Annotated in this window: 23 protein-coding genes, 1 tRNA gene and 1 other RNA gene; 12 read left to right on the forward strand and 13 right to left on the reverse strand. The window is 67.3% G+C overall.

Features of this window, described 5'->3' with window-relative positions; genetic code table 11:
• Positions 1-16 precede the first annotated feature (16 nt).
• The 5 genes from KK488_RS18165 (at position 17) to KK488_RS18185 (ending at position 1,797) form a co-directional block, all read left to right on the forward strand.
• Positions 17-295 (forward strand): hypothetical protein, encoded by a 279-nt coding sequence (locus KK488_RS18165; protein ID WP_432653874.1) that lies wholly within the window; start codon positions 17-19, stop codon positions 293-295.
• 11 nt (positions 296-306) lie between these two features.
• Entirely contained in the window at positions 307-594 is a 288-nt protein-coding gene (locus tag KK488_RS18170; RefSeq protein WP_214625123.1) for a hypothetical protein, read from the forward strand.
• Positions 595-626: 32 nt separating this feature from the next.
• Entirely contained in the window at positions 627-887 is a 261-nt protein-coding gene (locus tag KK488_RS18175) for a hypothetical protein (RefSeq protein ID WP_214625124.1), read from the forward strand.
• 38 nt (positions 888-925) lie between these two features.
• Positions 926-1,195: a hypothetical protein gene (locus KK488_RS18180; protein ID WP_214625125.1), complete on the forward strand. Its 270-nt coding sequence runs from the start codon at positions 926-928 to the stop codon at positions 1,193-1,195.
• Between the two features lie 185 nt (positions 1,196-1,380).
• Complete coding sequence (locus KK488_RS18185; protein WP_214625126.1) at positions 1,381-1,797, forward strand: SufE family protein; 417 nt, start codon at positions 1,381-1,383, stop codon at positions 1,795-1,797.
• A 147-nt stretch (positions 1,798-1,944) separates the two neighbouring features.
• Here KK488_RS18185 and KK488_RS18190 read toward each other — a convergent pair whose 3' ends face one another.
• The 3 genes from KK488_RS18190 to KK488_RS18200 are packed head-to-tail and all read right to left on the reverse strand — an operon-like array spanning position 1,945 to position 7,744.
• On the reverse strand, positions 1,945-3,345 hold the full coding sequence (locus KK488_RS18190) for an efflux transporter outer membrane subunit (RefSeq protein ID WP_349356929.1): 1,401 nt from the start codon (positions 3,343-3,345) through the stop codon (positions 1,945-1,947).
• Entirely contained in the window at positions 3,342-6,551 is a 3,210-nt protein-coding gene (locus tag KK488_RS18195) for a multidrug efflux RND transporter permease subunit (RefSeq protein WP_214625127.1), read from the reverse strand. The genes KK488_RS18190 and KK488_RS18195 overlap by 4 nt, the downstream gene beginning before the upstream one ends.
• A 5-nt stretch (positions 6,552-6,556) precedes the next feature.
• Positions 6,557-7,744: an efflux RND transporter periplasmic adaptor subunit gene (locus KK488_RS18200; protein WP_432653872.1), complete on the reverse strand. Its 1,188-nt coding sequence runs from the start codon at positions 7,742-7,744 to the stop codon at positions 6,557-6,559.
• A 214-nt stretch (positions 7,745-7,958) separates the two neighbouring features.
• Here KK488_RS18200 and KK488_RS18205 point away from each other — a divergent pair, with 214 nt between their 5' ends.
• Entirely contained in the window at positions 7,959-8,453 is a 495-nt protein-coding gene (locus KK488_RS18205) for a flavin reductase family protein (RefSeq protein ID WP_214625129.1), read from the forward strand.
• Here KK488_RS18205 and KK488_RS18210 read toward each other — a convergent pair.
• Complete coding sequence (locus KK488_RS18210) at positions 8,450-8,929, reverse strand: vgr related protein (protein ID WP_214625130.1); 480 nt, start codon at positions 8,927-8,929, stop codon at positions 8,450-8,452. The genes KK488_RS18205 and KK488_RS18210 overlap by 4 nt on opposite strands.
• Before the next feature lie 40 nt (positions 8,930-8,969).
• Positions 8,970-9,149: a hypothetical protein gene (locus KK488_RS18215; protein WP_214625131.1), complete on the reverse strand. Its 180-nt coding sequence runs from the start codon at positions 9,147-9,149 to the stop codon at positions 8,970-8,972.
• Between the two features lie 231 nt (positions 9,150-9,380).
• Between KK488_RS18215 and KK488_RS18220 the strand changes: the two genes are divergently transcribed.
• Positions 9,381-11,558, forward strand: a complete 2,178-nt coding sequence (locus tag KK488_RS18220) for a putative bifunctional diguanylate cyclase/phosphodiesterase (RefSeq protein ID WP_349356930.1) — start codon at positions 9,381-9,383, stop codon at positions 11,556-11,558.
• A 41-nt stretch (positions 11,559-11,599) separates the two neighbouring features.
• On the opposite strand, the gene KK488_RS18225 is transcribed toward KK488_RS18220, so the two are convergent.
• Positions 11,600-11,673: transfer RNA gene (locus KK488_RS18225), tRNA-Gln, on the reverse strand.
• A gap of 178 nt (positions 11,674-11,851) precedes the next feature.
• Between KK488_RS18225 and KK488_RS18230 the strand changes: the two genes are divergently transcribed.
• From KK488_RS18230 to KK488_RS18250, 5 genes are all read left to right on the forward strand, one after another.
• Positions 11,852-12,925, forward strand: coding sequence for a Ppx/GppA phosphatase family protein (locus tag KK488_RS18230; RefSeq protein WP_214625133.1), 1,074 nt, complete (start codon positions 11,852-11,854; stop codon positions 12,923-12,925).
• Positions 12,925-13,596 carry an RlmE family RNA methyltransferase gene (locus KK488_RS18235; RefSeq protein ID WP_214625134.1) on the forward strand — a complete coding sequence of 224 codons (672 nt, stop codon included), beginning with the start codon at positions 12,925-12,927 and terminating at the stop codon, positions 13,594-13,596. The genes KK488_RS18230 and KK488_RS18235 overlap by 1 nt, the downstream gene beginning before the upstream one ends.
• A 92-nt stretch (positions 13,597-13,688) precedes the next feature.
• On the forward strand, positions 13,689-15,632 hold the full coding sequence (locus KK488_RS18240; RefSeq protein WP_214625135.1) for a hybrid sensor histidine kinase/response regulator: 1,944 nt from the start codon (positions 13,689-13,691) through the stop codon (positions 15,630-15,632).
• A gap of 178 nt (positions 15,633-15,810) precedes the next feature.
• Positions 15,811-17,106, forward strand: a complete 1,296-nt coding sequence (locus KK488_RS18245) for an MFS transporter (RefSeq protein ID WP_214625136.1) — start codon at positions 15,811-15,813, stop codon at positions 17,104-17,106.
• A gap of 81 nt (positions 17,107-17,187) precedes the next feature.
• Positions 17,188-18,132 carry a right-handed parallel beta-helix repeat-containing protein gene (locus KK488_RS18250; RefSeq protein ID WP_214625137.1) on the forward strand — a complete coding sequence of 315 codons (945 nt, stop codon included), beginning with the start codon at positions 17,188-17,190 and terminating at the stop codon, positions 18,130-18,132.
• 114 nt (positions 18,133-18,246) lie between these two features.
• On the opposite strand, the gene KK488_RS18255 is transcribed toward KK488_RS18250, so the two are convergent.
• The 7 genes from KK488_RS18255 to KK488_RS18285 form a co-directional block, all read right to left on the reverse strand.
• Complete coding sequence (locus tag KK488_RS18255) at positions 18,247-18,975, reverse strand: carbon-nitrogen hydrolase family protein (protein ID WP_214625138.1); 729 nt, start codon at positions 18,973-18,975, stop codon at positions 18,247-18,249.
• Positions 18,972-19,172, reverse strand: coding sequence for a hypothetical protein (locus KK488_RS18260; protein ID WP_214625139.1), 201 nt, complete (start codon positions 19,170-19,172; stop codon positions 18,972-18,974). The genes KK488_RS18255 and KK488_RS18260 overlap by 4 nt, the downstream gene beginning before the upstream one ends.
• Positions 19,172-19,486 (reverse strand): (2Fe-2S) ferredoxin domain-containing protein, encoded by a 315-nt coding sequence (locus KK488_RS18265; RefSeq protein WP_214625140.1) that lies wholly within the window; start codon positions 19,484-19,486, stop codon positions 19,172-19,174. The genes KK488_RS18260 and KK488_RS18265 overlap by 1 nt, the downstream gene beginning before the upstream one ends.
• Positions 19,483-20,022: a J domain-containing protein gene (locus tag KK488_RS18270; RefSeq protein WP_214625141.1), complete on the reverse strand. Its 540-nt coding sequence runs from the start codon at positions 20,020-20,022 to the stop codon at positions 19,483-19,485. Before KK488_RS18270 ends, KK488_RS18265 begins: the two co-directional genes overlap by 4 nt.
• Before the next feature lie 129 nt (positions 20,023-20,151).
• Positions 20,152-20,561, reverse strand: an RNA gene (gene rnpB, locus KK488_RS18275) — RNase P RNA component class A.
• 142 nt (positions 20,562-20,703) lie between these two features.
• The gene (locus tag KK488_RS18280) at positions 20,704-22,119 is read right to left on the reverse strand and encodes a M20/M25/M40 family metallo-hydrolase (RefSeq protein WP_214625142.1); all 1,416 of its coding nucleotides are present in this window, start codon (positions 22,117-22,119) and stop codon (positions 20,704-20,706) included.
• A gap of 97 nt (positions 22,120-22,216) precedes the next feature.
• Positions 22,217-22,813: a PEPxxWA-CTERM sorting domain-containing protein gene (locus KK488_RS18285; protein WP_250890709.1), complete on the reverse strand. Its 597-nt coding sequence runs from the start codon at positions 22,811-22,813 to the stop codon at positions 22,217-22,219.
• Positions 22,814-22,851: the final 38 nt, after the last annotated feature.

Here is a 22,851-nt window from a genome sequence, read left to right on the forward strand (position 1 = left end):
GATCATCGGCGGCGGTATGCTGCTGGGCTTCATGGGCATCGCGGGCTGGATCTTCACGACCTGGCTGCGGGTGCGCAACGGCTATCCGCTGGAGAATAGCTGGGGCAAGCCGGTCTATCCACAGAAGAATGAGGAGATGGTCGAGCGGGTCCGCCTGCTCAGCCAGGAGAATGCGCAGCTGCGCGCCGAGCTTGGCTCGGTCAAGGATCGTCTCGGCAATGTCGAGCGGATCGTCACCGACCGCTCGCTCAGTCTGACCCACGAGATCGAGAGCCTTCGCGGCCCGAGCAACTGAGGAAAAGATCGATGAACAGCTTCACGTTCCTGACCTTCTTCCTCATCGTCGTGGGGATACCCGTTATCGGCGGCGTCTGGAGCAGCCATCAGCGGCAGAAGATGCGGCTGCGCGAACGGGAGCTGGAGGTGCTTGGCACGCAGACCGCGGAAAAGGCCGCGCAATATGCGGCACAGACCGAGCGGCTGGAGCAGCGGGTGCGTGTGCTGGAACGGATCGTCACGGACAAGGGGCTCGACCTCGCCAGCGAGATTGATCGCCTGCGCGGGGACGACGAGCCCCGCCGACTGGACCATTGAGCGCCGCAAGCGCCGACTAGGGAGTGACTTGTATGAATGGTGTTGAAATGATCGTCGCCATCGTCGCGATCGTCTCTGTTGCCAGTATCGTTCGGGCCAAGATGGGGATCGTGCGCACGCACAAGGGCGAGCAATTCGTCGACCGCTATCAAAGCAGCGCCGAGGCCGACCGCCTGCGCGAGGAAGTCAAGCAGCTCAAGGAGCGCGTCGCCGTGCTCGAGCGGCTCGCGACCGATAGCTCGACCGCGCTCGACCGCGAGTTCGAGAAGTTGAAACAGATCGACCGGAACTGACCTGAAGGCAGCCTGGTTTCGAGGAAGGAACAGGACAAATGACTGACCTGAACATCCTGCATTATGGCGCCGGTGCGCTGATCATCACGAGCTGGATCGGCATCATCGCCTTTGTCGGCCTCAAGGGCTGGAATGGCTGGCTGGCGCTCAAGCGCGCCGAGCTGGAGCTGGTCGCCGGGCACCGCGGCGCGAGTGCCGCGGCCGGCGAGGGCGCCGGCACGGTCTCGGCCGCGACCCGCATCGACGTCGCGGACCTCAAGGAGCGCATCCGCAAGCTGGAGGCGATCGCGGCTGGGATCGACGTTTGACTCACCCTGCGCACCGTTCACCCTGAGCTTGTCGAAGGGCTGTCCTTTCTTGTCGACGTTGCAGAAGAAGGACAGCCCTTCGACAAGCTCAGGGCGAACGGAAAGGGGGAATGCGCCGAAGATGCGGGGGGCCAAGCTGAGCAAGCCCCCTAGCCTCCATCTTCGCCAGCTCTATATGGGGCGCCATGACCAGCCCCACACTTGCCGACATCCAGGACGATTATGAGCTGCTCGAGGGCGATGAGCGCTATCGGCTGCTGATCGATCTCGGCCGCGCGCTGGAGCCCATGCCCGATGCGCTCAAGACCGACGCGACATTGGTGCGCGGCTGCTCGGCCTCGGTCTGGGTCTATCCCACGCGGCTGGACAACGGCGCACTGCATTTCCTCGCCGACAGCAATGCCGCGATCACCAAGGGCATCATCGCGCTGGTGCTGCTGACGGTGCAGGACCGCATGCCGGCGCAGGTCGCCACGTTCGATATCGAGGGCGCGCTGGCGCCGTTCGATCTCAAGCGCCAGCTCTCGTCGAACCGCACCCAGGGCCTGCCCAACATGATCGCGCTGATTCGCGAGACGGCGGCGCGGCTGGCCGCGGAGTAGCGCGGTTTAGCCCCTCCTCTTCAGAGGAGGGGTTGGGGTGGTGTTGGGCGGTCCGGCATTATCGCTGCGCGAGCGAGCTGCGCAGCGCCACCAACCCCGCCCTCCCCTCTGAGCCGCAGGCGAGCGAAGCTCAACAGGAGGAGAGGATCAGTTGGCTCCCGCCGGCTCGCCAGCCGCCTCGCCGCCCAGCGCGCGATAAAGCGTGACCCGGTTGGTCGCCGCCGTCAGCAGCGTGGCGACGAGCGTATTCTGCGCCGCATAAGCCGAGCGTTGCGCGTCCAGCGCCTGCAGGAAGCTGTCGACGCCGCCGCGATAGCGCGCGTCAGAGAGTGTGTAGGCATCCTGCGCCGCCGTCGTTCGCAGGCGGTCGGCGTTGATCTGGTCGGTCATCGTGCCTTGCCGCGCGAGCGCATCGGCCACTTCGCGATAGGCGGTCTGGATCGCTTTCTCATAGGCGGCGAGTACGGCGTCGCGTTGCGCCTTGCTGGCGGCGACGTTCGCCCGGCCGGCGCCGGCCTGGAAGATTGGATAGGTCGCCGAGGCCGTGCCCTGGCTCACGTCCTGGCCGGCATTGCCGAACAGTCCTTCGAGCGACGGCCCGATCAGGCCGATCAGGCCGCCGAGGGTGAGGCGTGGGAACAGCGCGGCGCGCGCTGCGCCGATCTGCGCATTGGCGGCACGCAGGTTATATTCGGCGGCCATCACGTCCGGTCGGCGCAGCAGCACTTCGCTGCTCATGCCGCTCGCCGGGGCGGCGATGCGCTCGTTCGCCGTCTCGATCGAGCTCGGCAGCAGCGCCGGATCGATCGGCGCGCCGACCAGCAGCTCGATGAGATTGCGGTCCTGCGCGATCGCGGTGGTGTAGCGCGCCAGATCGGACTGGGCGGTGGCGAGGATCGTCTGCGCCTGCCGCAGGTCGGTGCGCGGGGCGACGCCGCCGGAGAGGCGCGCCTGCGTCAGGTCGACGGTCTTCTGCGCGGTCACGATCGTCGCCGCGCTGAGGTCGAGCCGGCTCTTGTCGGCGGCATAAGTCAGCCAGGCGGTGGCGATGTCGCCGATGAGCGCGAGCTTCACCGCCTGCGCATCGGACTGGCTGGCGAAGTAGCTATTGCGCGCCGCATCGGTCAGCGAGCGGATGCGGCCGAACAGGTCGATCTCGTAGCTCGGGATCGACAGGCTGGCCGATGTGCTCGTCGTCGCCGGGGCGCTGGAGACGGCGGAGCCGCGCGTCAGGCCGGCATTCGCGTCGAGCTGCGGGAACAGTTCCGCGCGCTGGATGCGGAACTGGGCGCGGGCGCGTTCTATGTTGGCGGCCGCCTGCCGCACGTCGCGATTATTCTCCAGCGCGAGCGCGATGAGCTTCTGCAGCCCGTCGTCGCGGAAGAGATCGCGATAGCTGGCGCTCGGCAGGTTCGCATAGTCACCGGCATAGGCATTCCCGGTCGGCCAGGCGGGCGGCACCGGCGCGGCGCCGCGCTCATATCTGGGCGCGAGCGAGCAGCCGGCGAGCAGCAGAGCGGTCAGGGACAGGGCGGAGCGCATCCTCATTCGCCCCTCCGGGCGCGGCGCGCCACGATCCGCATGCTCAATTGCTGGAGCATGTCGCGGGTGGTGCGGCGGACCAGCACGAAGAAGAGCGGGATATAGAAGATGGCGAGCAGGGTCGCGGTCAGCATGCCGCCGACCACGGCGGTGCCGATCGCGACGCGCCCATTGGCGCCGGCGCCGGTCGAGATGGCCAGCGGCAGCACGCCGAAGATGAAGGCGATGCTGGTCATCAGGATCGGCCGCAGGCGCAGCCGCGCACCCTCGATGGCCGCCTCGATGATGCGCATGCCACGCTTTTCGGCCTGCTCGGCGAACTCGATCATCAGGATCGCGTTCTTGGCGGCGAGGCCCATGGTTGTAAGCAGGCCGATCTGCAGGAAGATGTCGTTGACCAGCCCGCGCAGCGTCACCGCGATGACGGCGCCGACGAGGCCGAGCGGCACGATCAGCAGCACCGCGATCGGGATGCTCCAGCTCTCGTAGAGCGCGGCGAGGAACAGGAAGACGACCAGCAGCGAGAGCGCGTAGAGCATCGGCGCCTGGCCGGCGGAGAGGCGCTCCTGATAGGAGAGGCCGGAATAAGCCAGGCTCACGCCGGGGATCTGTGCGGCATGCTCGTCCATGCGGCGCATCGCCTGACCCGAGCTGTAGCCCGGCGCCGCCTGACCCAGGATCTGGAAGGATGGGACGCCGTTGAATCGCGAGAGACTGGCCGGCGCCACCGACCAGCTCAGCGACGAGAAGGAGGAGAAGGGCGTCATCTGGTTGTCCTTGCCGCGGATATGCCATTCGGCGAGATCCTCGGGCTTGGAGCGATATTGCATGTCGCCCTGGACATAGACGCGCTTGACGCGACCCCCGTCGACGAAGTCGTTCACGTAGCGACCGCCCCAGGCGGTCGAAAGCGTCGTGTTGACGTCGCTCTGGAGGAGGCCGAGCGTCGCGAGCTTCTGCTGGTCGATGTCGACCTTGAGCGAGGATTGGTCGGGCAATTCGGACAGGCGGACGGCGGCGAGCTGCTTGTCGGCACGCGCTATCGCCATCAGCTTGTCCTTGGCCGCCCGGAACTGGTCCATCGGCAGGTTGCCGCTGTTGACGATCTGCACCTCGAAGCCGGTCGACTGGCCCAGACCACGGATCGGCGGCGGCACGACGGCGAAGATCTCGGCGTCGCGCAGGCTGGAGAGCGCCCGGCTCGCGCGTCGCGAAATCGCGTCGGCGGTATTCTCCTTGCCCGGCCGCTCGTCCCAGGGCGCCAGCATCGCGAAGCCGCGGCCCTGATTCTGGCCGACCCCGCCGCCGGCGCCCTGCGTACCCGCGACGGTGAAGAAGGTGTCGACATTCCCGCTTTCATATTTGCTGAAATAATCCTCGACCGCCTTCTGCACTTCCTTGGTGCGGTTGATCGTCGCGCCGGTCGGCAGCGAGAACTGGACGGCGGCGGTGCCCTGATCCTCATTGGGCAGGAATCCGGTCGGCAGGCGCTGGAACATGAAGACCAGCAGCCCGACGACGAGCGCATAGACCAGCAACGCGCGGCCGCGCCGGTCGACGACCTTGCGGATCGTGACCAGATAACGCTCCTGGGCGGCGGCGGACCGGCGGTTGAGCCGCTCGCGCAGGCGCTCCATGCGGGCATGGAGGCCGGGCGCGTGGCGCTGGAGCCAGCTCGACTTGATGGCCGCGTGCGCCTCGGTCGGGTGCGGCTTGAGCAGGATCGTCGTAAGGGCGGGCGAGAGCACGATCGCGACGAACACCGATAGCCCCATGGCCGAGACGATGGTGATCGCGAACTGACGATAGATGACGCCGGTCGAGCCGCCGAAGAAGGCCATCGGCATGAACACGGCCGAGAGCACCAGCGCGATGGCGATCAGCGCCATGGTGATCTCGCGCATTGATTCCATCGTCGCTTCGCGCGCACTCATGCCGGGATTTTCGGCCATGAGGCGCTCGACATTCTCGACGACGACGATGGCGTCGTCGACCAGCAGACCGATCGAGAGGACGAGCCCGAACAAAGTGAGCGTGTTGATCGAATAGCCTGCGACATAGAGGATCGCGAAGGTGCCGAGCAGCACCACCGGCACGGCGATCGTCGGCACCAAAGTCGCGCGCCAGTTTTGCAGGAATAGGAACATGACGATGACGACGAGGATGATCGCCTCGACCAGCGTCTTGGCCACTTCCCAGATCGACAGCTTGATGAACTCGGTATTGTCCTGCGCGAAGCCGTACTTGAAGCCGGGCGGGAAGCCCTTGGCCATCTGCGCGACGCGGGCCTTGATCAGCTCGGCGGTGGTGAGCGCATCGGCATTGGGCGCGAGCATGAACGCGACGCCGGCGCCGGGATGGCCGTTTACATGGATGGTTATCGTGTAGTTATCGGCGCCCAGTTCCACCCGCCCCACATCCCCCAGCCGGACGGTCGCGCCGGAGGGCAGGGTCTTGACGATGATGTTGCGGAACTGCTCCGGGGTTTGCAGGCGCGACTGCGCTGTCACGTTGACGTTGAGATATTGATCGGGCGGCGAAGGTTCGGAGCCGAGTTGGCCCGCCGAGATCTCGGTGTTCTGCGCCTGGACCGCGGTGATCACGTCGCCCGGCATCAGTCCGTAGCTCGCCAGCCGATCCGGGTTGAGCCAGATGCGCATCGCGTTGGGCGAGCCGAACACGTTGACGTCCCCGACGCCCTCGATGCGGCTCAGCGGATCCTGGAGATTGGACGAGAGATAGTCGGAGACCTGCTGCGGCGTGAAGCGATTCGACGCATCATAGATGCCGACGAGCAAAAGGATGTCCGAATTGGCCTTGCGGACCCGCAGACCCTGCTGCTGGACCTGCGTGGGAAGGCGCGCGATCACCGATTGCAGCTGGTTCTGCACCTGCACCTGCGCGATGTCGGGATCGGTGCCCTTGGTGAAGGTGGCGGTGATGCTGGAGCGGCCGCGCGCGTCCGATGAGGAGGTGAAATAGAGCAGCCCGTCGATGCCGTTCAGCGATTGCTCGATCACCTGCGTGACGCTGTTCTGAACCGCTTCGGCCGAGGCGCCCGGATAGGTGCCCTGCACATTGATCTGCGGCGGGGCAATGTCGGGATATTGCGCGATCGGCAGGCCGAATATGGCGCCGATGCCGCCGAGCATCACGACGATGGCAAGCACCCAGGCGAGAATCGGCCGGTCGATGAAGATGCGGGACAGCATGTCGCTCAGCCGGCCGTGCCGGCCTTGCCGCCTTGCCGTTTGGGCGCCACTTTCTGGGGACTGTCGGCCGGTACCGGTTTGATGGCCTGCTCCGCCTTGAGGTCGGCGGTGCCTTGGATGATGATGCGGTCGCCGGCGTTAATTCCCTTGGTAACAACCCAGTAAACCCCCTGGGTGCGCGGAGCGACCACGGTGCGCAGTTTTGCCTTGTTGTCGCGGCCCACGACGAAGAGCTGCGCCTCCCCCTTGCTGTCGCGTGTGATGGCGGCTTGCGGCACCAGGAAGGCACCCTTGTCGATCGCCTGGCTGAAACGGGCCCGCACGAACATGCCGGGCAGCAGCCAGCCCTGCGGATTGGCGAATTCGGCGCGCAAGGTCACGGTTCCGGTCGATTCGTCGACGATCGCCTCGGCGAACTGGACATGGCCGACGACGTCATAGTCGCTGCCATCCTCCAGCACGAGCCGCACGTCCGCCGAGCTCGGCGATGCGCCGCCCTGCGCGAGCAGCTTGCGCAGGCCGAGGAGATCGGCTGCGCTCTGCTGGATGTCGACATAGATGGGATCGAGCTGGTTGATCTGGGCGAGCGCAGTGGCCTGACCGGCCGTCACCAGCGCGCCCTGCGTCACCAGCGACCGGCCGATCCGCCCGCTGATCGGCGCGGGCACGGACGTGCGGCCAAGGTCGATCCGCGCGCTTTCGCGCAGCGCGCGGCGCTGGGCGACGGCGGCCTCGGCGGCGCGGGCGGCCGCCACCGCATTGTCGTAATCCTGCCTGCTGACCGCCTCGATCTTGACGAGCGGTTCGTAGCGCTGGGCCGTCGCACGGGCGGCCACGGCCGACGCCTGCGCGCTGGCGAGATTGGCCTCCGCTTCCGCAGCGGCGGCGCGATAGGGCGACGGATCGATCTCGTAGAGCGGCTGGCCGGCCTTCACCAGCGCGCCTTCGGTGAAGAGCCTGCGGCGGATCACCCCGGAAATCTGCGGCCGCACGTCCGAGCTGCGATAGGCGCTGGTCCGGCCCGGCAGTTCGGTGACGAGCGGCACGTCCTGCGGCTGCACGACCACGAAGCCGACATTGCGCGGCCCCTGATCCCGCCCGTTCCCGGCCGGCTTGGACCCGCTGCAGTTCACGAGCGCCAGCGCCAGGAGGCTCGTGGCGACTGTCGCGGTCCATCGATGGCGAAGGGGCAAGGCGCAGAATTCCGCTGTTTGACGAGGAAGGATAGTCGATTTCGGAATCATACTTAAGAGGTATCGTGTCAAGTTTCTTCGCAACCTATCGACTTTGCCGGCGCTGCATCTAGAATTGCCCGGGGATGCCGCGCGCCGGCTGCTTAGAAGCGGAAGGTTTCCGCTATATGTCGGGGCGAATCGGCTATCCTTCGCATCAGAGGAGCAGACAGCGTTGATCGATCCTAAGCATTTTCGCGATGTGCTGGGCAGTTACCCGACCGGGGTCTGCGTCGTGACGTCGCTGGCGCATGATGGCGAGCGGTTCGGGCTCGCCGTCGGGTCGTTCACCTCCATCTCGCTCGATCCGCCGCTGGTGGGCTTCCTGCCCGACAAAAGCTCGCGCAGCTGGGCGCGGATCGCGCCGACCGGCCGTTTCTGCGTCAATGTGCTGGCCAGCGAGCAGCTCGACGCGTGCCGCCGCTTCGCCTCCAAGCTCGAGGACAAGTTCGAGGGCATGGCCCATGGCCATTCGCCCGCCGGTCTGCCGCTGCTCGACAACGTCCTGGCGTGGATCGAATGCGACATCGCGCAGACCATCGAGATCGGCGATCATCTGCTGGTGGTCGGGGCCGTCCGCGCGATGGAACGGCGCAGCGACGGGACGCCGCTGCTTTTCTATCGCGGCGGCTATCACACGCTGGCGGGTCTGGATCAGGCGACCGCCTAAGCTGGCGGGCCGCCGAAGGGCAGGATCGCCTCCAGAGCCTTCAGTCCCGGCTTCCCCGGAACGCCATGACCTCGCCGCAGCAGGAAGACGTGCCGCACGATCTCGGCCTGCTGCTCGATGCCATAGCGCGCGAAGGGTTTGCCCGGCTCATAGACATAATCGTAGCGGCAGAAGGGGTGGCGGCGCAGCAGCAGGTTGAGGCCGCTCTGATGCTGCCAGACATGCGTCATCTCGTGCAGGAAGAGACCCTGCCCGGCGAGCGTGTCGCTGCCGAAGCAATCGCAATAGCTGTCGCCCTGCGGATGGAAATGGATGTGGCCGCGTGGCGCCATGACCGTCCTGCGCGGCTGGAACGGCCACCAGGCGCGACGGCGGACGCGCACCGGCGCGACGTCGATCGCGCGCCCGAACATCTCCCGCACCAGCGCGCGCTCGGGATCGGTGAGCGGCCGTTCGACGGGATGCACCTGTGCCATGACAATGAGATAGCGCGGCCGGGCCGCGGGGCAAGGTCGCTCAGTTCAGCGCCGCCATCGCCGCGTTGGCGGCCGCGGTGTCCGCCCCGGCCTGAGCGACCGGCGCCTCGTCATCATCCGACGGGCCGACATATTGCACGGCCGTCAGGCAGACCAGCACGACCCAGGCCAGCGCCATCCAGCGACTCGTGAACAGGGATCTGAGGGGCACGCCGAACATGGCTCGCTTCTGACAGGTTGAGGTTACCCCGCCCTTGCCCGTCAGGGTTAACGCAGGATCGTCGACGACCGTCGAAACCGCCGGATTGGTTCACGGTCGACAGGAACTGCGGATCATCTCATTGATTTGTCTGCCGCAATGATACAAATTATAGGCCGATTTCTTCTCCGCCATTTCCCTCTTTTTAACCGACTTGCGGAAATATCGGGCGGGGGAAAAGGGATAGAGTCCGTGCGCTGTCCAAATATGATCGCCGATGAAGAGGGCCGCCTGCGAGCCCTGTCCGATTATGGGTTGAGCGCCGAGGTCGGCCTGCCGAGCCTCGATCCGATCGTCGAGATCGCCGCCCGCATGTTCGATACGCCAGCCGCGGCGGTCAACATGATCGGCAGCGACCACGTCTTTCTCGTCGCCAACAAGGGTGTGGGCGACGATGTCGATCGCAGCCGCGACGTCTCCTTCTGCGCCCATGCCATCACCCAGGACGATGTGCTGGTCGTCGAGGATGCCCGGCTCGATCCGCGCTTTCATGACAATCCGATCGTCTCGGCGGGGCAGATCTGCTTCTATGCCGGCGTCGCCCTCAGATCGCCGTCCGGCCATTCGCTGGGCGCGCTGTGCGTGGTCGACAACAAGCCGCGCGCCGAGTTCAGCGAGCAGGACCGTGCCCGCCTCAAGGATCTCGGCCGTCTCGCCTCGAACCAGCTGGAGCTGCGGAGGCTGGAGGTCGCCACCAAGGCGGCGCCGTCGCGCTTCGAGGCGAGCGCCGCGACCTCGCCCAACGCCGTCATCTGTTTCGATCCGCAGTCGCGGATCACGGCATGGAACGACGCGGCGGCGGCGATGTTCGGCTACGATGCCGGCCAGATGACAGGCCAGCTCCTCGACCTGCTGGTCGCGCCCGAGGATCGCGTGCGCGTCCAGAGCGGGATCGAGCGCGTGCGCAGCGGCGGCGCGCCGCAGAACGTGGCGAGCGAGCTCACCGGCGTGCGCCGCTCGGGCGAGCGCTTTCCAGCCGAGCTCTACTGGTCGCGCTGGTATGAGGGCGACCAGATGCATTTCGGCGCGATCGTCCGCGACATGACGGATCAGCGGCGCGAGCGCGACGCATTGTTCCATCTCGCCAATTATGACAGCCTGACCGGCCTGCCGAACCGCAACCTGCTGCACCAGCAGGCGAGCGGCGCGATGCGCGATGGCTCGGCGGTGGCGCTCCTCATCGTCGATCTCGACGGCTTCAAGGACGTCAACGACACGCTCGGCCATGCCGCCGGCGACCTGGTGCTGCAGGCGGTGACGCGGCGGCTCGTCCAGGCGGCGCCGGCCCAGAGCATCGTCGCGCGCACCGGCGGGGACGAATTCGCGATCCTGCTGCGCGACGGCGGCGATCCGTTGCAGCTCGGTGGCCTCGCGCGCGCGATCATCGCCACGATTGCCGCGCCGATCGTGGCGGACGGGCATGAACTGCGGATCGCAGGAAGCTGCGGCCTCGCGATCGCGCCGGATCATGGCGAGACCATCGAGGCGCTGATGAGCAGTGCGAACCTCGCCCTCTTCCAGGCCAAGAGCGGTGGACGCGGGCGCTCCTTCCTGTTCATCCCGGCGCTGCGGGCCGAGGCGGTCGCGCGGCGCATGTATGAGGCCGAGTTGCATCGCGCGGTCGAGCGGGACGAATTTCGCCTCTTCTACCAGCCGCAGATTCGCCTGCATGACGGCGCGCTGGCCGGGGCCGAGGCCCTGATCCGCTGGAAGCATCCGGTGCGCGGCCTGCTCGCGCCCGCCGCCTTCCTGCCGGCGCTGGAGAGCGGCACGCTGGCCGGGCAGGTCGGCAGCTGGGTCATCCGCACCGCCTGTGCCCAGGCGGCGCAGTGGCGGCGGCTGCAGAGCGATTTCCGGATGAGCGTCAATCTCTTCGGCGCGCAGTTCCGAGGCGACAGCCTGCTGCAAGTCGTGCGCGACGCGCTGGCGGCGAACCGGCTTCCGCCCGACGCGCTGGAGCTGGAGATCACCGAGAATATCATCCTCGATCAGCAGGACACGGTGCTCGATCAGCTCAGGAGCCTGCGCCAGCTCGGCGTCGAGCTCTCCTTCGACGATTTCGGCACGGGCTTCGCCTCGCTCAACCTGCTCAAGAGCTATCCCGTCAGCTTGATCAAGATCGACAAGAGCTTCACCCAGGCGGTGCAGCATTCGGAGGGCGACCGCGCGATCGTCCTCTCCATCCTCGATCTCGCGCGCAAGCTCGGGCTCGATGTCGTCGCCGAGGGCGTGGAAACCCGGGAGGACTGCGCTTTCCTGCGGGAGCATGGCTGCCAGAAGGGGCAGGGCTATTATTTCGGCAAGCCCGTCCCGCCGGCGGTGTTCGGCGACCAGTTCTGGCCGGCGCCGGTGGCGATCCGCGCGCGCTAGACAAGCCGCGCGCTGGTCCGTCAGCTAATCGATGAGGAAGTTGGATGCCCGACGAGGATTCGAACCTCGATTAGCGGAGTCAGAGTCCGCTGTCTTACCTTTAGACGATCGGGCATCAATCGAGAGGGCGCGCAATTAGCGCCACCCCGGGCGGGGGTCAAGGCATTTGCCACGCCATTGGTCCGCCTTTCCAATCGCGTCATCCGCGCGAAACCTTGCCATCAGCCCTGTGGCCGTCTAGCGTTGCGGCAAGTTCCGGCGATTTGTTTCGCTGGTGAGGAAGGTACGGTCACATGGCGCACAGGGCCACGGCCGCGCCGCGCACTGGACCTTGGCTCGATGTCGATGGGCCGCGCGGGAGCGGAGCAGGGGGGGAAGAGGTGGCGCCGCGCCGCGCACCCCCGCGTGGCAATTTCGCCGCGCTCGATCTCGGCACCAACAATTGCCGCCTGCTGATCGCCCGCCCCGAGGGCGAGCGCTTCGTCATCGTCGACGCCTTCTCGCGGATCGTGCGGCTGGGCGAGGGGCTGTCCGCGACCGGGCGGCTCTCGGACGCCGCGATCGACCGGACCATCTCGGCGCTGATGGTCTGCGCGGAGAAGCTGCGCCGGCGCCGTGTCGTGCTCTCGCGCTCGGTGGCGACCGAGGCGTGCCGGCAGGCGGCGAATGGCGCCGAATTCGTCGCGCGCGTCGCCGCCGAGACCGGCATCATGCTCGACATCATCTCGGCGCGGGAGGAGGCGCGCCTCGCCGTGCTCGGCTGCCAGGCGCTGCTCGAGGAGGGCGACGGGCCGGCGATGATCTTCGACATTGGCGGCGGCTCGACCGAGCTGGTGCTGCTCGAGGGCAAGCGCGACAATCTGCGCATCATCGACTGGCTGAGCGCGCCGCTCGGCGTGGTGTCGCTGGCCGAGGCGGTCGGCGGGCATGGCGACGGTCCGGCCGAGCGCCTCGCCGCCTATGGCCAGATGCTGCGCCGGATGCGCGAGGCCTTCGCGGGGTTCGCCGCGCGCCTGCCCGCCCGGGCGCCGGTGCGGCTGCTCGGCACCTCGGGCACGGTCACGACACTGGCGAGCGTCCATCTCGGCCTGCCGCGCTATGACCGGGCGGCGGTCGACGGCCTCATCGTGCCGGCCGCGTCGATGCGGGAGATTGCCGCGCGCCTCTCCTCGATGAGCCTCGACGAACGGATGAGCCTGCCCTGCATCGGCGACGAGCGCGCCGATCTGGTCGTGGCGGGCTGCGCGATCCTGGAGAGCATCCTCGACATCTGGCCGGCCGACCGGCTGGGCGTCGCCGACCGCGGTATCCGCGAGGGCATCCTGCGCGCTTTGCTCGACAGCGCGTCGAGCCGGCAGCTCGGCTGATGGCGCGCGGAGACAAGCCGGCGGACAAGCGCGTCAAGACCGCGCGTGGCCGCACCGCGCAATCGACGCGCTGGCTCGCGCGGCAACTGAACGATCCCTATGTGAAGCGCGCCAAGGCCGAGGGCTATCGCAGCCGGGCGGCCTACAAGCTGCTGGAGCTGGACGAGAAGTTCGGCCTGCTGCGCGGCGTGCGCCATGTCGTCGATCTGGGTGTCGCGCCCGGCGGCTGGGCGCAGGTGGTGCGCCGGGTCTCGCCCAAGGCGGCGGTGGTCGGCATCGATCTGCTGCCGGTCGATCCGATCCCCGGCGTCACCTTGCTGCAGATGGACTTCATGGCCGACGACGCGCCCGATCGGCTGATCGCGGAGCTGGGCGAGGCGCCGGACCTCGTCGTCTCGGACATGGCGGCCAACACCGTCGGCCATCCCCAGACGGACCATCTGCGCACGATGGGCCTGGTCGAGGCGGCGGCGGAATTCGCCATCGCCACGCTGAAGCCGGGCGGCGCGTTCGTCTCGAAAGTGTTCGCGGGCGGCACGGACGACACGCTGCTGCGGCAGCTCAAGAGCGCCTTCAAGACGGTGAAGCATGCCAAGCCGCCGTCGAGCCGCAAGGGGTCGGTCGAGTGGTTCGTCGTCGCGCAGGGCTTCAAGGGTCGGACCGAGGTCTGACCGCGTCTGGCGACCATCGCGGGGGAACAAAGTCGACGATGATTGGTTTTTGTACATCGGGGAGAAGCACGGACGCATGAGGACGGGGCGGAATGTCGAGTGACCAGGGTTTTGCGGACTCGACCTCCAGTGAGGGGCGCTATCGCCTGCTCGTCGATGCGATCACCGATTATGCCATCTACATGCTCGACCCGACGGGGATCATCAGCAACTGGAACAGCGGCGCGCAGCGCCTCAAGGGCTATCGCGCCGACGAAATCGTCGGCCAGCATTTCTCCCGCTTCTATACGCCGGAAGACCGCGATGCCGGCGTGCCGGAGGAGGCGCTGCGCACCGCGCGGACGCAGGGCAAGTTCGAGTGGGAAGGCTGGCAGCTGCGCAAGAATGGCGAGCGTTTCTGGGCCCATGTCGTCATCGATCCGATCTGGGCGGCCAGCGGCGAATTGCTCGGCTTCGCCAAGATCACGCGCGACCTGACCGAGCGGCAGATCGCGGCCAAAGAGCTGCGGCAAAGCGAGGAGCAGTTTCGGCTGCTCGTGCAGAGCGTCACCGACTACGCCATCTATCGGCTCGACGAGACCGGCCATGTGGTGAGCTGGAACGCCGGTGCGGAGCGCATCAAGGGCTATGCGCCCGAGGAAATCATCGGCCAGCATTTCTCGCGTTTTTATACGCAGGAGGATCGCGCGGCCGGGGGGCCGGAGAGAGCTCTCGCCATCGCGAGAGAGGAAGGCCGCTTCGCAGCGGAAGGATGGCGCCAGCGCAAGGACGGCACGCGCTTCCGGGCAAGCGTCGTCATCGATCCCATCCGGGATGAGAGCGGCGCGATCGTCGGTTTCGCCAAGATCACGCGCGACGTGACCGAACGCGAGGAAGTGCAGCGCAAGCTCGACGAGGCGCGCGAAGCCCTGTTCCAGTCGCAGAAGATGGAAGCGATCGGGCAGCTGACCGGTGGTGTCGCGCATGACTTCAACAATCTGCTGATGGCGATCCAGAGCAGCCTCGCCCTGCTCGAAAAGCGGGTTCCGTCCGATCCGCAGCTGCACCGTCTGATCGACAACGCCATGCAGGGCACCCTGCGCGGCGCAGCCCTCACGCAGCGAATGCTGGCCTTCGCGCGGCGCCAGGATCTGACCTTCGAGGCGATCGACATTCCTGCCCTGGTCCGCAACATGAGCGACCTGCTGGAGCGAACGCTCGGGCCATCCTATTCGATCAGTCTCCAGTTTCCGCTGAGCCTGCCGCAAGTGCTCGCCGATGCCAACCAGCTCGAAATGGCGTTGCTGAACCTTGCCGTGAATGCGCGTGACGCGATGCCCGATGGCGGCACGATCGCGATCACGGCGCGCCAGGAGCGGGTGAAACCCGGCGTGATCGACAAGCTGGAGCCCGGCTCCTACGTGACGCTCGCGGTGATCGATACCGGTACGGGCATGGACGCGCGGACCCTCGCGCACGCGACGGAGCCTTTCTTCACCACCAAGGGCGTCGGCAAGGGGACGGGCCTCGGCCTGTCGATGATCCACGGCCTGGCCGAGCAGATGGGCGGCCGGCTGGTCCTGCAGAGCGCACCGGGCGAGGGGACGACGGCCGAACTCTGGCTTCCCGCCGTGCCGACTGCGGTGGCCCCGTCCGAAACCGCACCCGTGGCGGCTGCCCCGGCGCCTTCTCCAACAGCCGCGATGAAGATTCTGGTCGTCGATGATGATGGCCTGGTGCTGATGAACACGGTCGCGCTGCTGGAGGATCTCGGCCATGGCGTGATCGAAGCGGGCAATGGCCGCGATGCGCTCGCCCTGCTGCAATCCTGCGGCGATCTCGATCTGATCATCACCGATCAGGCCATGCCCCACATGACCGGCGTCCAGTTCGCGGAGCAGGCGCTTGCGCTGCGGCCCGGCATCCCGATCATCCTGGCGACGGGTTACGGAGAGCTCCCGGCCGACGCCCCGGCCAGCCTGCGCAAGCTCGGCAAGCCGTTCAGCCAGCGCGATCTGGCCGATGCCCTGGCGCAGGCCGTCAACGCTCTGGTCTAGGCAAGGTCCGAGCCCCGCGCCGTGCCATCTGACGCAACGCCGTTTCGCGCCTGCGATACTGCCGATCCCGGCAAGACGATGAATAGCGGGCTTACTTATAGCATCACATCGACTTAAGGACCGCCCGTGGCGCGAAGAATCGCCACGTCGTCCTGGGAGCGCAGGTGAGGAAAGCCGCATGACATCGCCGGCACGAGGGGGCACGTTTCGATCGCTCGGCAATCGCAATTTCCGGCTGTGGGTCGGTGCCAACATCATCTCGAACACCGGCACCTGGATGCAGGGCACCGCGCAGACCTGGCTGGTGCTGACGCAGCTCACCCATCACAGCGCGGGCGCGGTGGGCATCGTCACCGCGCTGCAGTTCATCCCGCAGGTTCTGCTCGTCACCGTCACCGGATCGCTTGCCGACCATATCGACCGGCGCAAGCTGCTCATCGCCATCCAGTGCGGCATGGGCGCGCTGGCGCTCATCCTCGGCATCGATGTCGTAAGCGGCCTGGCGCAGCTCTGGCACGTCTATATCCTCGCCTTCTTCCTGGGCTGCGGCATGGCCTTCGATTCGCCCGCGCGGCACAGCTTCGTGTCCGAGCTGGTGAGCGAAGATGCGATCGGCAATGCGGTGGCGATCAACAGCACCGCCTTCCAGCTCTCGCGGACGATGGGGCCGGCGCTGGCCGGCCTGCTGATCGCACTGGTCGGCACGGGCTGGGTATTCATCTTCAACGGCCTCTCGTTCGGGACGACCTTGATCGCGCTGACACGCATGAATGTCACCGATCTCCACCGGCAGCATGAGAGCGACGGGCCGCGGCAGATGCGCCTGCTCGACGGCTTCCGCTACCTGCGCAACCGGCCGGACCTGGTGTCGCTGATGGTCATGCTGTTCTTCCTGGGCATGCTGGGCATGAACTTCGGCGTGTTCGTCAGCGTCATGTCGGTCGCCGTCTTCCACAAGGGCGCCAGCGACTATGGCCTGCTCACCTCGGTCATGGCGATCGGCTCGGTGCTCGGCGCGCTGCTGGCGGCGCGGCGCGACCGGCCGCGGCTCTATCACATCATCGGCGGCGCCTTCTGCTTCGGTTGCGTCATGATCCTCGCCGCGCTGGCGCCGAGCTTCCTGCTGTTCGGCGCGGCGCTGCTCGTCGTCGGCCTGTTCATGCAGACGGTGAACACCTCGGGCAACGGCTTCGTCCAGCTCTCCACCGATCGCTCGATGCGCGGGCGGGTGATGGCGATCTACCTCGCCGTCATGCTCGGCGGCCTGCCGATCGGCGCGCCGGCTATGGGCTGGGTGGCCGATCATTGGGGGCCGCGCATCGCGATGATCATCGGCGGCTCGTCGGGCTTCATCGCGGCGCTGATCGGGCTTGGCTATCTCGTCCGGGTGCGCGGCCTTCGCCTGCTCTGGGAACAGGGGCGGCCACGGATCGACATCCGGCCCGATCCCTACCGGCCGCGCACAATGTCGTGAGGGCGAGACTGGCCTGAAACTGGACAGTCGCGCGTGCCATCGCAATTGCTCCGGCCCGGCCGCGCCGATACAGAGAGGCGCATGAAAAGATTTGCCCTTCTCGCCTTTCCGCTGATCGCCGTCGGCCTCGCGACGCTCGCCTCCGCCCAGCAGGCGGGTGCGCCCTTCACCGTGGTCGAGACGGGGCGGGGCTATGGCCGGCTCGCCGACGCGATCGGCGCGATCGGCGAGGGCGAGGGCACGATCCTGGTGGCGCCCGGCACCTATCGCCAGTGCGCCGTGCAGGGCGCGGGCAGCATCACGATCCGCGCCCGCGAGCGCGGCACCGCCATCTTCGATCGCACCATCTGCGAGCAGAAGGCGGCGCTGGTGCTGCGCGGCCGCAGCGCGACGATCGACGGCCTGGTCTTCCAGGGCATGGCGGTGCCGGACGGCAATGGCGCGGGCATCCGGCTCGAGGCGGGCAATCTCAGCGTCGCTTACTCGACCTTTCGCAACAGCGAGGAAGGCATATTGACCGGCGGCGACCCCAATGGCGCGATCAGGATCGACCGCTCGACCTTCAGCCGCCTCGGCCGCTGCGACCGCGATCTCGACTGCGCGCACAGCATCTATATCGGCGGCTATGGCTCGCTCAGCGTCACCCGCTCGCGCTTCGAGGCGGGCAATGGCGGTCATTATGTGAAGAGCCGCGCGCCGCATGTGGAGGTCATCGACAACAGCTTCGACGACAGCCAGGGCAAGCAGACCAACTACATGATCGACCTGCCCGCCGGCGCGACCGGCCGCATCGAGAACAACGTGATGGTGCAGGGCCGCGACAAGGAGAATTGGAGCGCCTTCATCGCGCTTGGCGCCGAGGGCAACGAGAATGGCTCGGCGGGGCTGGTGGTGCAGGGCAATCGCGCGAGCTACGTGCCCGGGCTGGTGCGCAACAGCGCCTTCCTCGCCGACTGGGCGCACGACAAGCTGGCGGTGGGGGCGAATGTGATCGGGCCGGGGGTCAAGCCCTACGAGCGGCGGTGACTGGTCTTAGCCCCTCCCCATTAGGGGAGGGGTTGGGGTGGGGCTGGCCACGTTCAGATCGCTGCGCGACACCCACCCCCGTCCCCTCCCTTGAAAGGGAGGGGTGAAAGAGTGTCAGCCGATCGTCCTGACGATCATGCCTGTCTCGCCCGCCGGCACATCGGCGACGATCTCGCCGTCGGGCGTGATGACGCGGGTGTTGCCATGGGCGACCCAGTCGCCCTGCGTGCCGACGACGTCGGCGCTCACCACCCAGCATCCGGTTTCCCGCGCGCGATCGATATGGCCGGTGGCCGTGAGGTCGCGATTCACCTCGGCTGCCTCGGGCGGCAGCATGTTGCCCAGCGGATAGACGAGCAGCCGGGCGCCGCGCGCGGCGAGGTCCAGCGCCAGCTCGGAGGAGCGCGTGTCGCGGCAGATGCTGATGGCGAAGGGCCAGTCCTCGCAGGCGAAGACCGGCCGTTGCGTGCCGGGTGTGCAGCCGGCCTCGCGGGGATCGATCTTGGCGTATGTGCCGACCACCCGCCCGTCCGCGATGACCATCGCGCTGTTGTGGATGAGGTCGCCGCGCCGCTCGAAGAAGCCGACGATCGCGACGACCGGCAACGCTGCCAGCGCTTCGGCGAGGGTCAGGATGGCCGGATCGTCGATCGGCATCGCGCGCTTCGCGACCAAAGCGGCATTGTAGCTGTGGCCCGTCAGATAGGCTTCCGGAAAGACGATCAGCCGGGCGCCGGCCTTTGTCGCCTCGCGGGCGCGGGCGAGGATATGGGCGCTCGTGGCCGCGACATCATCGAACAGCGCCGCGCACTGCACCGCCGCGATGGTCAGCGGTCCGCTCACTCCCCGATCAGGTCGAGATAGGCCACAACGTCATTGTCCGTCGCGATGAACAGGCCGGCCTGAACCGCCTCGCTCTGCTGCGCGGCCATGGCCAGCGCGTCGGCGAGCGAGCCGTACATCAGGGTCTCGGCGCCCCCGCCTTCCGCTTCGGAGAGGTGATAGAGGCGCACCGTCACGCCGTCCGCGGTGCTGCGCATCAGCTCTCGCCCCTGAGGCCGAGCTCGTGGGCGAGGCCATCGAGACTGGCGCCCGGGCGCACCACCAGCCACTGGTCGGGATGGCGCCCGTCGATCACCGCGACCGCACGCTTGGGGCACAGGTCGAGGCAGGAGACCTCGACGATGCCGGCGCGCGATTTCGGCCCCTTGCCGAGGTGGAGATGCTTGCGCAGCGCCTTGGCGAGGGTCTGGTCGCCATGCGGGCCGAAGCCGCCCTTCCTGAGCTTCTTCGAGCATTTCCGGCAGACGAGAACGGCATTGGCCCAGCGCGCCTTCGCGCGGCGCGTGGTCATCCGGCGGGCTTCCAGCTCTTGCGCTCCTCCGCCACGCGCAGCACGTCATAGGCGGCCTGGATCGCCTGGAAGCGCTTGGCCGCCTCGGCGTCGCCCGGCTTCACGTCGGGATGGCATTCCTTGGCGAGCGCGCGCCAGCTCTTGCGCACCGTCTCGAAGTCCGCGTCGCTCTCCAGCCCGAGCACGTCGAGCGCGCGCATCTCGTCGCGCGAGCGGCTGCCGTCGCCCGGCCCGGCCCATTGGTGATGCGCGCTCTGCCTGAAGCCCGAGGCGTCGCGCGCCTCGTCGTGCATGCGCTGGTTGCGCTCTTCCTCGTCGAGGCCCTGAAAATAGTCCCAGCCGCGATTATACTCGCCGGCATGCTCCTGGCAGAAATACCAGCGCTCGGGGCTGTTGGGCGATTTGGGCGCCGGGCAATCGCCGGGCCTGTCGCAGCCATGCCGGTCGCACAGGCGCACCTGCTGCGCCTCGCGGCCCGAGCCATAGCCCCGCCAGCGGGGAAATCCCCAGTCATTATTTCTGCCTGCTTTCGCCATGACCGACGACGATAGCCTCACTTTATTGCTGGGGAAAGGCAATCCGGGGTGAAAGCGCCCCGAATCAGGCCGATTGCCTTCGACGATGTGCTTCTGCGTGCGGTGCAGGCAGGCAGAGGCTGCGGGATATTTGCCAGGCGGCCTGTAAGCCGGGTTCTGTCCACCGCCGCCGTATCCCTTGCGGGACGCGCGGGCGGATGGGCGATCATTCCTCTAGGGCGGCCGTTGCCGGACGCCTCAAGCAACCAACCCGGGCGACTGGGCAGAAACATGCCCTGCGACGTGAGTCGCGCGCCGCCCCTATTCGGTCTTGCTCCCGGTGGGGTTTACCTCGCCGCCCGCCGTTGCCGGGGGCGCGGTGCGCTCTTACCGCACCCTTTCACTGTTCACGGGACCGAAGTCTTCGTGACCTGCTCTCTGTTGCACTGTCCCTGACTCCCCGCGAGGGAAGCCGCCGGACGTTATCCGGCACCGTCGTTTCGTGGAGCCCGGACTTTCCTCGCCGGTGCAAGCACCGCCGCGATCGCCCGGCCGCCTGGCGGGGGGGATATAGGGCAGGACGGGGGCTAAGTCATCCCCATGCAACCAAACTCCAGCGTCATCCCAGCGAAAGCTGGGATCTCGTTCGGGAGAGCGCTCGCGTCCGCATGAGACCCCAGCTTTCGCTGGGGTGACGATGAGTCAACGCGAGGCATAATCCTTCACCAGTTCGGTCAGGAAATCGCGCCCGGTATAGACGCCCTTGACGATCGCCCGCTCGTTGAGGCCGTGCGTGCCGTTGCCGTCCGGATCGCCATAGGTGCCGGGCGGGCCGTAGGAGGGGATGCCGACCGCTTCGAGGAAGATGCCGTCGGTCGCGCCGGTCGACATGGTCGGCACCAGCGGCACACCGGGATAATATTTGGCGACCAGCTTCTCGGCCGGGCCGAGCATGGCGGGCGTGAGCGGCGGCGACTTGGCGAGCGGGCCGCGATCGTCGGTCTGCTTCACGGTCATGCGCGGGTCGGCGATCACCTTTTCCAGCTCCAGGCGCACCTCATCGGACGAGACGCCGGGGAAGATGCGGCAATTGATGTTGGCCCCGGCGCGCTGCGGCAGCGCATTGTTGGCATGGCCGCCGTCGAGCAAGGTGGCGACGCAGGTGGTACGCAGCATCGAGTGATAGCTCTTGTCGCCGTTGAGGGTCGCTTCGGCCGCCTTGTCCTGCGGATTGGCGACGATCGCCGTCATCGCCTTGCCGATCTCGTCATTGCGGGTCGGCCCGAGCCTGGAGAAGAAGGCGCGCGTGGTGTCGTTCAACATCAGCGGGAATTCATGGTCGCGGATCTTCGCCAGCGCGTCGGAGAGCTCGTAGATCGCATTGTCGCGCACCGGCGCGGAGCTGTGGCCGCCGGGATTGGTCGCCTCGATCCGGTAATTGACCGCCGCCTTCTCGCCGACATGCATCGACATCTGGACGACCTTGCCATGGCCGTCGGTACGGCCGCCGCCACCCTCGTTGAGCGCGAATTCGGCGTCGATCAGGTCGCGCTTGTTCTGGGCCAGCCAGTTCGCGCCGTTGAACGCCGTGCTGGTCTCCTCGCCACAGGTCAGGGCGAGCTTGAGCGTGCGCTTGAGCCTGGTGCCCTCCTTCTTGAAGCGGATCATCATGTCGATCCAGATCGCGTCCAGCGCCTTCATGTCGGACGTCCCGCGGCCGTAGAAATAGCCGTTTTCCTCGATCAGCGTGTAGGGATCGCGGGTCCAGTCCTCGCGCTTGGCGACGACGACGTCGAGATGGCCGAGCAGCAGGATGGGCTTCAAGGTTTTGGAGGTGCCGGGCAGGACGGCCACCAGCCCGCCTTCCTTCGGCGCTTCCGGCACGGCGAAGCGGGTGATCGCGGCATCGTCGTAGCCCGCCGCGCGCAGATGCGCCTCGATCTTGTCGGCGAGGGCGGTGCAGCTCCCCGTCGTGATGCTGGTGTCGGTCTCAACCAGCTCCTTGTAGAGCGCGCGGAAGGCGGTCTGGTCGGGACGGAGCGGGCCGTCTGCCGCATATCCCGCGCCCGCCAGCAGCGTCAGCGCCGCGCCTGCCAGCAGGCTGTTTCTCCAGTTCATGCACCACCCCCTTGCCCCATTGCCGATCACGCCCATTAAAGGCCGATTTCGGGGCCAGGGCTAGGGGGTGAATGTCGTACCGCGTGCGGCCGCCGCGTCAGGCGATGAACCGCACGGCCATCGCTCGTGCCGGGCGCCGGCGCATCGCCGCGCCGGTCAGGCCGAGGCCCGTCAGCATAAGCCCCCACGTTGCCGGCTCCGGCACGGCGGGCATGTTCAGGGTGCCGGTCAGGTCGAGGTGATTGAGCGGGCGCGCCGGCCGACGGTCGAGCAGGCCGACGCCCGCAATGCTGCCGCTGGCGCCCAGGAACCGCCCGGTGCCACCCGTCACCGTATAGGTCACGAAGCTGTTGAAGACGCCCGGGGTCGCGGTCGGCGTCATCGATCCTGCGGTGGTGCCGAACAGGTCGTTGCCCGGATCGAATGCGAAGCTGAAGATGCCGGTATAGGGCTGACCCGGTGCGATGCAGTGGCTCTGCGATGGCCCGAAATCGCCCATGTTCGACGTTCCGTGGGCGGTCGAGTTGTTGGGGTTGAAGTCGACGAAGACCTGGCCCGCGGCGCAGGCGGGGTTGGGCAGCGGCGTCGGCGTGTCGTTCGAGAACTGGCCGGTGAAGGTGAACACGGCGGCATGGGCCGCCATCGGAATGGCCGTCGCCAGAAGAGCGGCGGAATAGAGGATCCTGTGCAGCATGATTGTCTCCCACTTGAGCCGTCGTGGCGACGGCGCCG

It is taken from the genome of Sphingobium nicotianae (assembly GCF_018603885.1).
Classification (GTDB): Bacteria; Pseudomonadota; Alphaproteobacteria; order Sphingomonadales; family Sphingomonadaceae; genus Sphingobium; species Sphingobium nicotianae.

Bases quoted from the DNA above. Each gene is read 5' to 3' on its own strand.
- KK488_RS18165 (WP_432653874.1), top strand. From the start codon at position 17: ATGCTGCTGGGCTTCATGGGCATCGCGGGCTGGATCTTCACGACCTGG.
- KK488_RS18170 (WP_214625123.1), top strand. From the start codon at position 307: ATGAACAGCTTCACGTTCCTGACCTTCTTCCTCATCGTCGTGGGGATA.
- KK488_RS18175 (WP_214625124.1), top strand. From the start codon at position 627: ATGAATGGTGTTGAAATGATCGTCGCCATCGTCGCGATCGTCTCTGTT.
- KK488_RS18180 (WP_214625125.1), top strand. From the start codon at position 926: ATGACTGACCTGAACATCCTGCATTATGGCGCCGGTGCGCTGATCATC.
- KK488_RS18185 (WP_214625126.1), top strand. From the start codon at position 1,381: ATGACCAGCCCCACACTTGCCGACATCCAGGACGATTATGAGCTGCTC.
- KK488_RS18190 (WP_349356929.1), bottom strand. From the start codon at position 3,345: ATGAGGATGCGCTCCGCCCTGTCCCTGACCGCTCTGCTGCTCGCCGGC.
- KK488_RS18195 (WP_214625127.1), bottom strand. From the start codon at position 6,551: ATGCTGTCCCGCATCTTCATCGACCGGCCGATTCTCGCCTGGGTGCTT.
- KK488_RS18210 (WP_214625130.1), bottom strand. From the start codon at position 8,929: ATGGCACAGGTGCATCCCGTCGAACGGCCGCTCACCGATCCCGAGCGC.
- KK488_RS18215 (WP_214625131.1), bottom strand. From the start codon at position 9,149: ATGTTCGGCGTGCCCCTCAGATCCCTGTTCACGAGTCGCTGGATGGCG.
- KK488_RS18230 (WP_214625133.1), top strand. From the start codon at position 11,852: ATGGCGCACAGGGCCACGGCCGCGCCGCGCACTGGACCTTGGCTCGAT.
- KK488_RS18235 (WP_214625134.1), top strand. From the start codon at position 12,925: ATGGCGCGCGGAGACAAGCCGGCGGACAAGCGCGTCAAGACCGCGCGT.
- KK488_RS18240 (WP_214625135.1), top strand. From the start codon at position 13,689: ATGTCGAGTGACCAGGGTTTTGCGGACTCGACCTCCAGTGAGGGGCGC.
- KK488_RS18245 (WP_214625136.1), top strand. From the start codon at position 15,811: ATGACATCGCCGGCACGAGGGGGCACGTTTCGATCGCTCGGCAATCGC.
- KK488_RS18250 (WP_214625137.1), top strand. From the start codon at position 17,188: ATGAAAAGATTTGCCCTTCTCGCCTTTCCGCTGATCGCCGTCGGCCTC.
- KK488_RS18260 (WP_214625139.1), bottom strand. From the start codon at position 19,172: ATGCGCAGCACCGCGGACGGCGTGACGGTGCGCCTCTATCACCTCTCC.
- KK488_RS18265 (WP_214625140.1), bottom strand. From the start codon at position 19,486: ATGACCACGCGCCGCGCGAAGGCGCGCTGGGCCAATGCCGTTCTCGTC.
- KK488_RS18270 (WP_214625141.1), bottom strand. From the start codon at position 20,022: ATGGCGAAAGCAGGCAGAAATAATGACTGGGGATTTCCCCGCTGGCGG.
- KK488_RS18280 (WP_214625142.1), bottom strand. From the start codon at position 22,119: ATGAACTGGAGAAACAGCCTGCTGGCAGGCGCGGCGCTGACGCTGCTG.
- KK488_RS18285 (WP_250890709.1), bottom strand. From the start codon at position 22,813: ATGCTGCACAGGATCCTCTATTCCGCCGCTCTTCTGGCGACGGCCATT.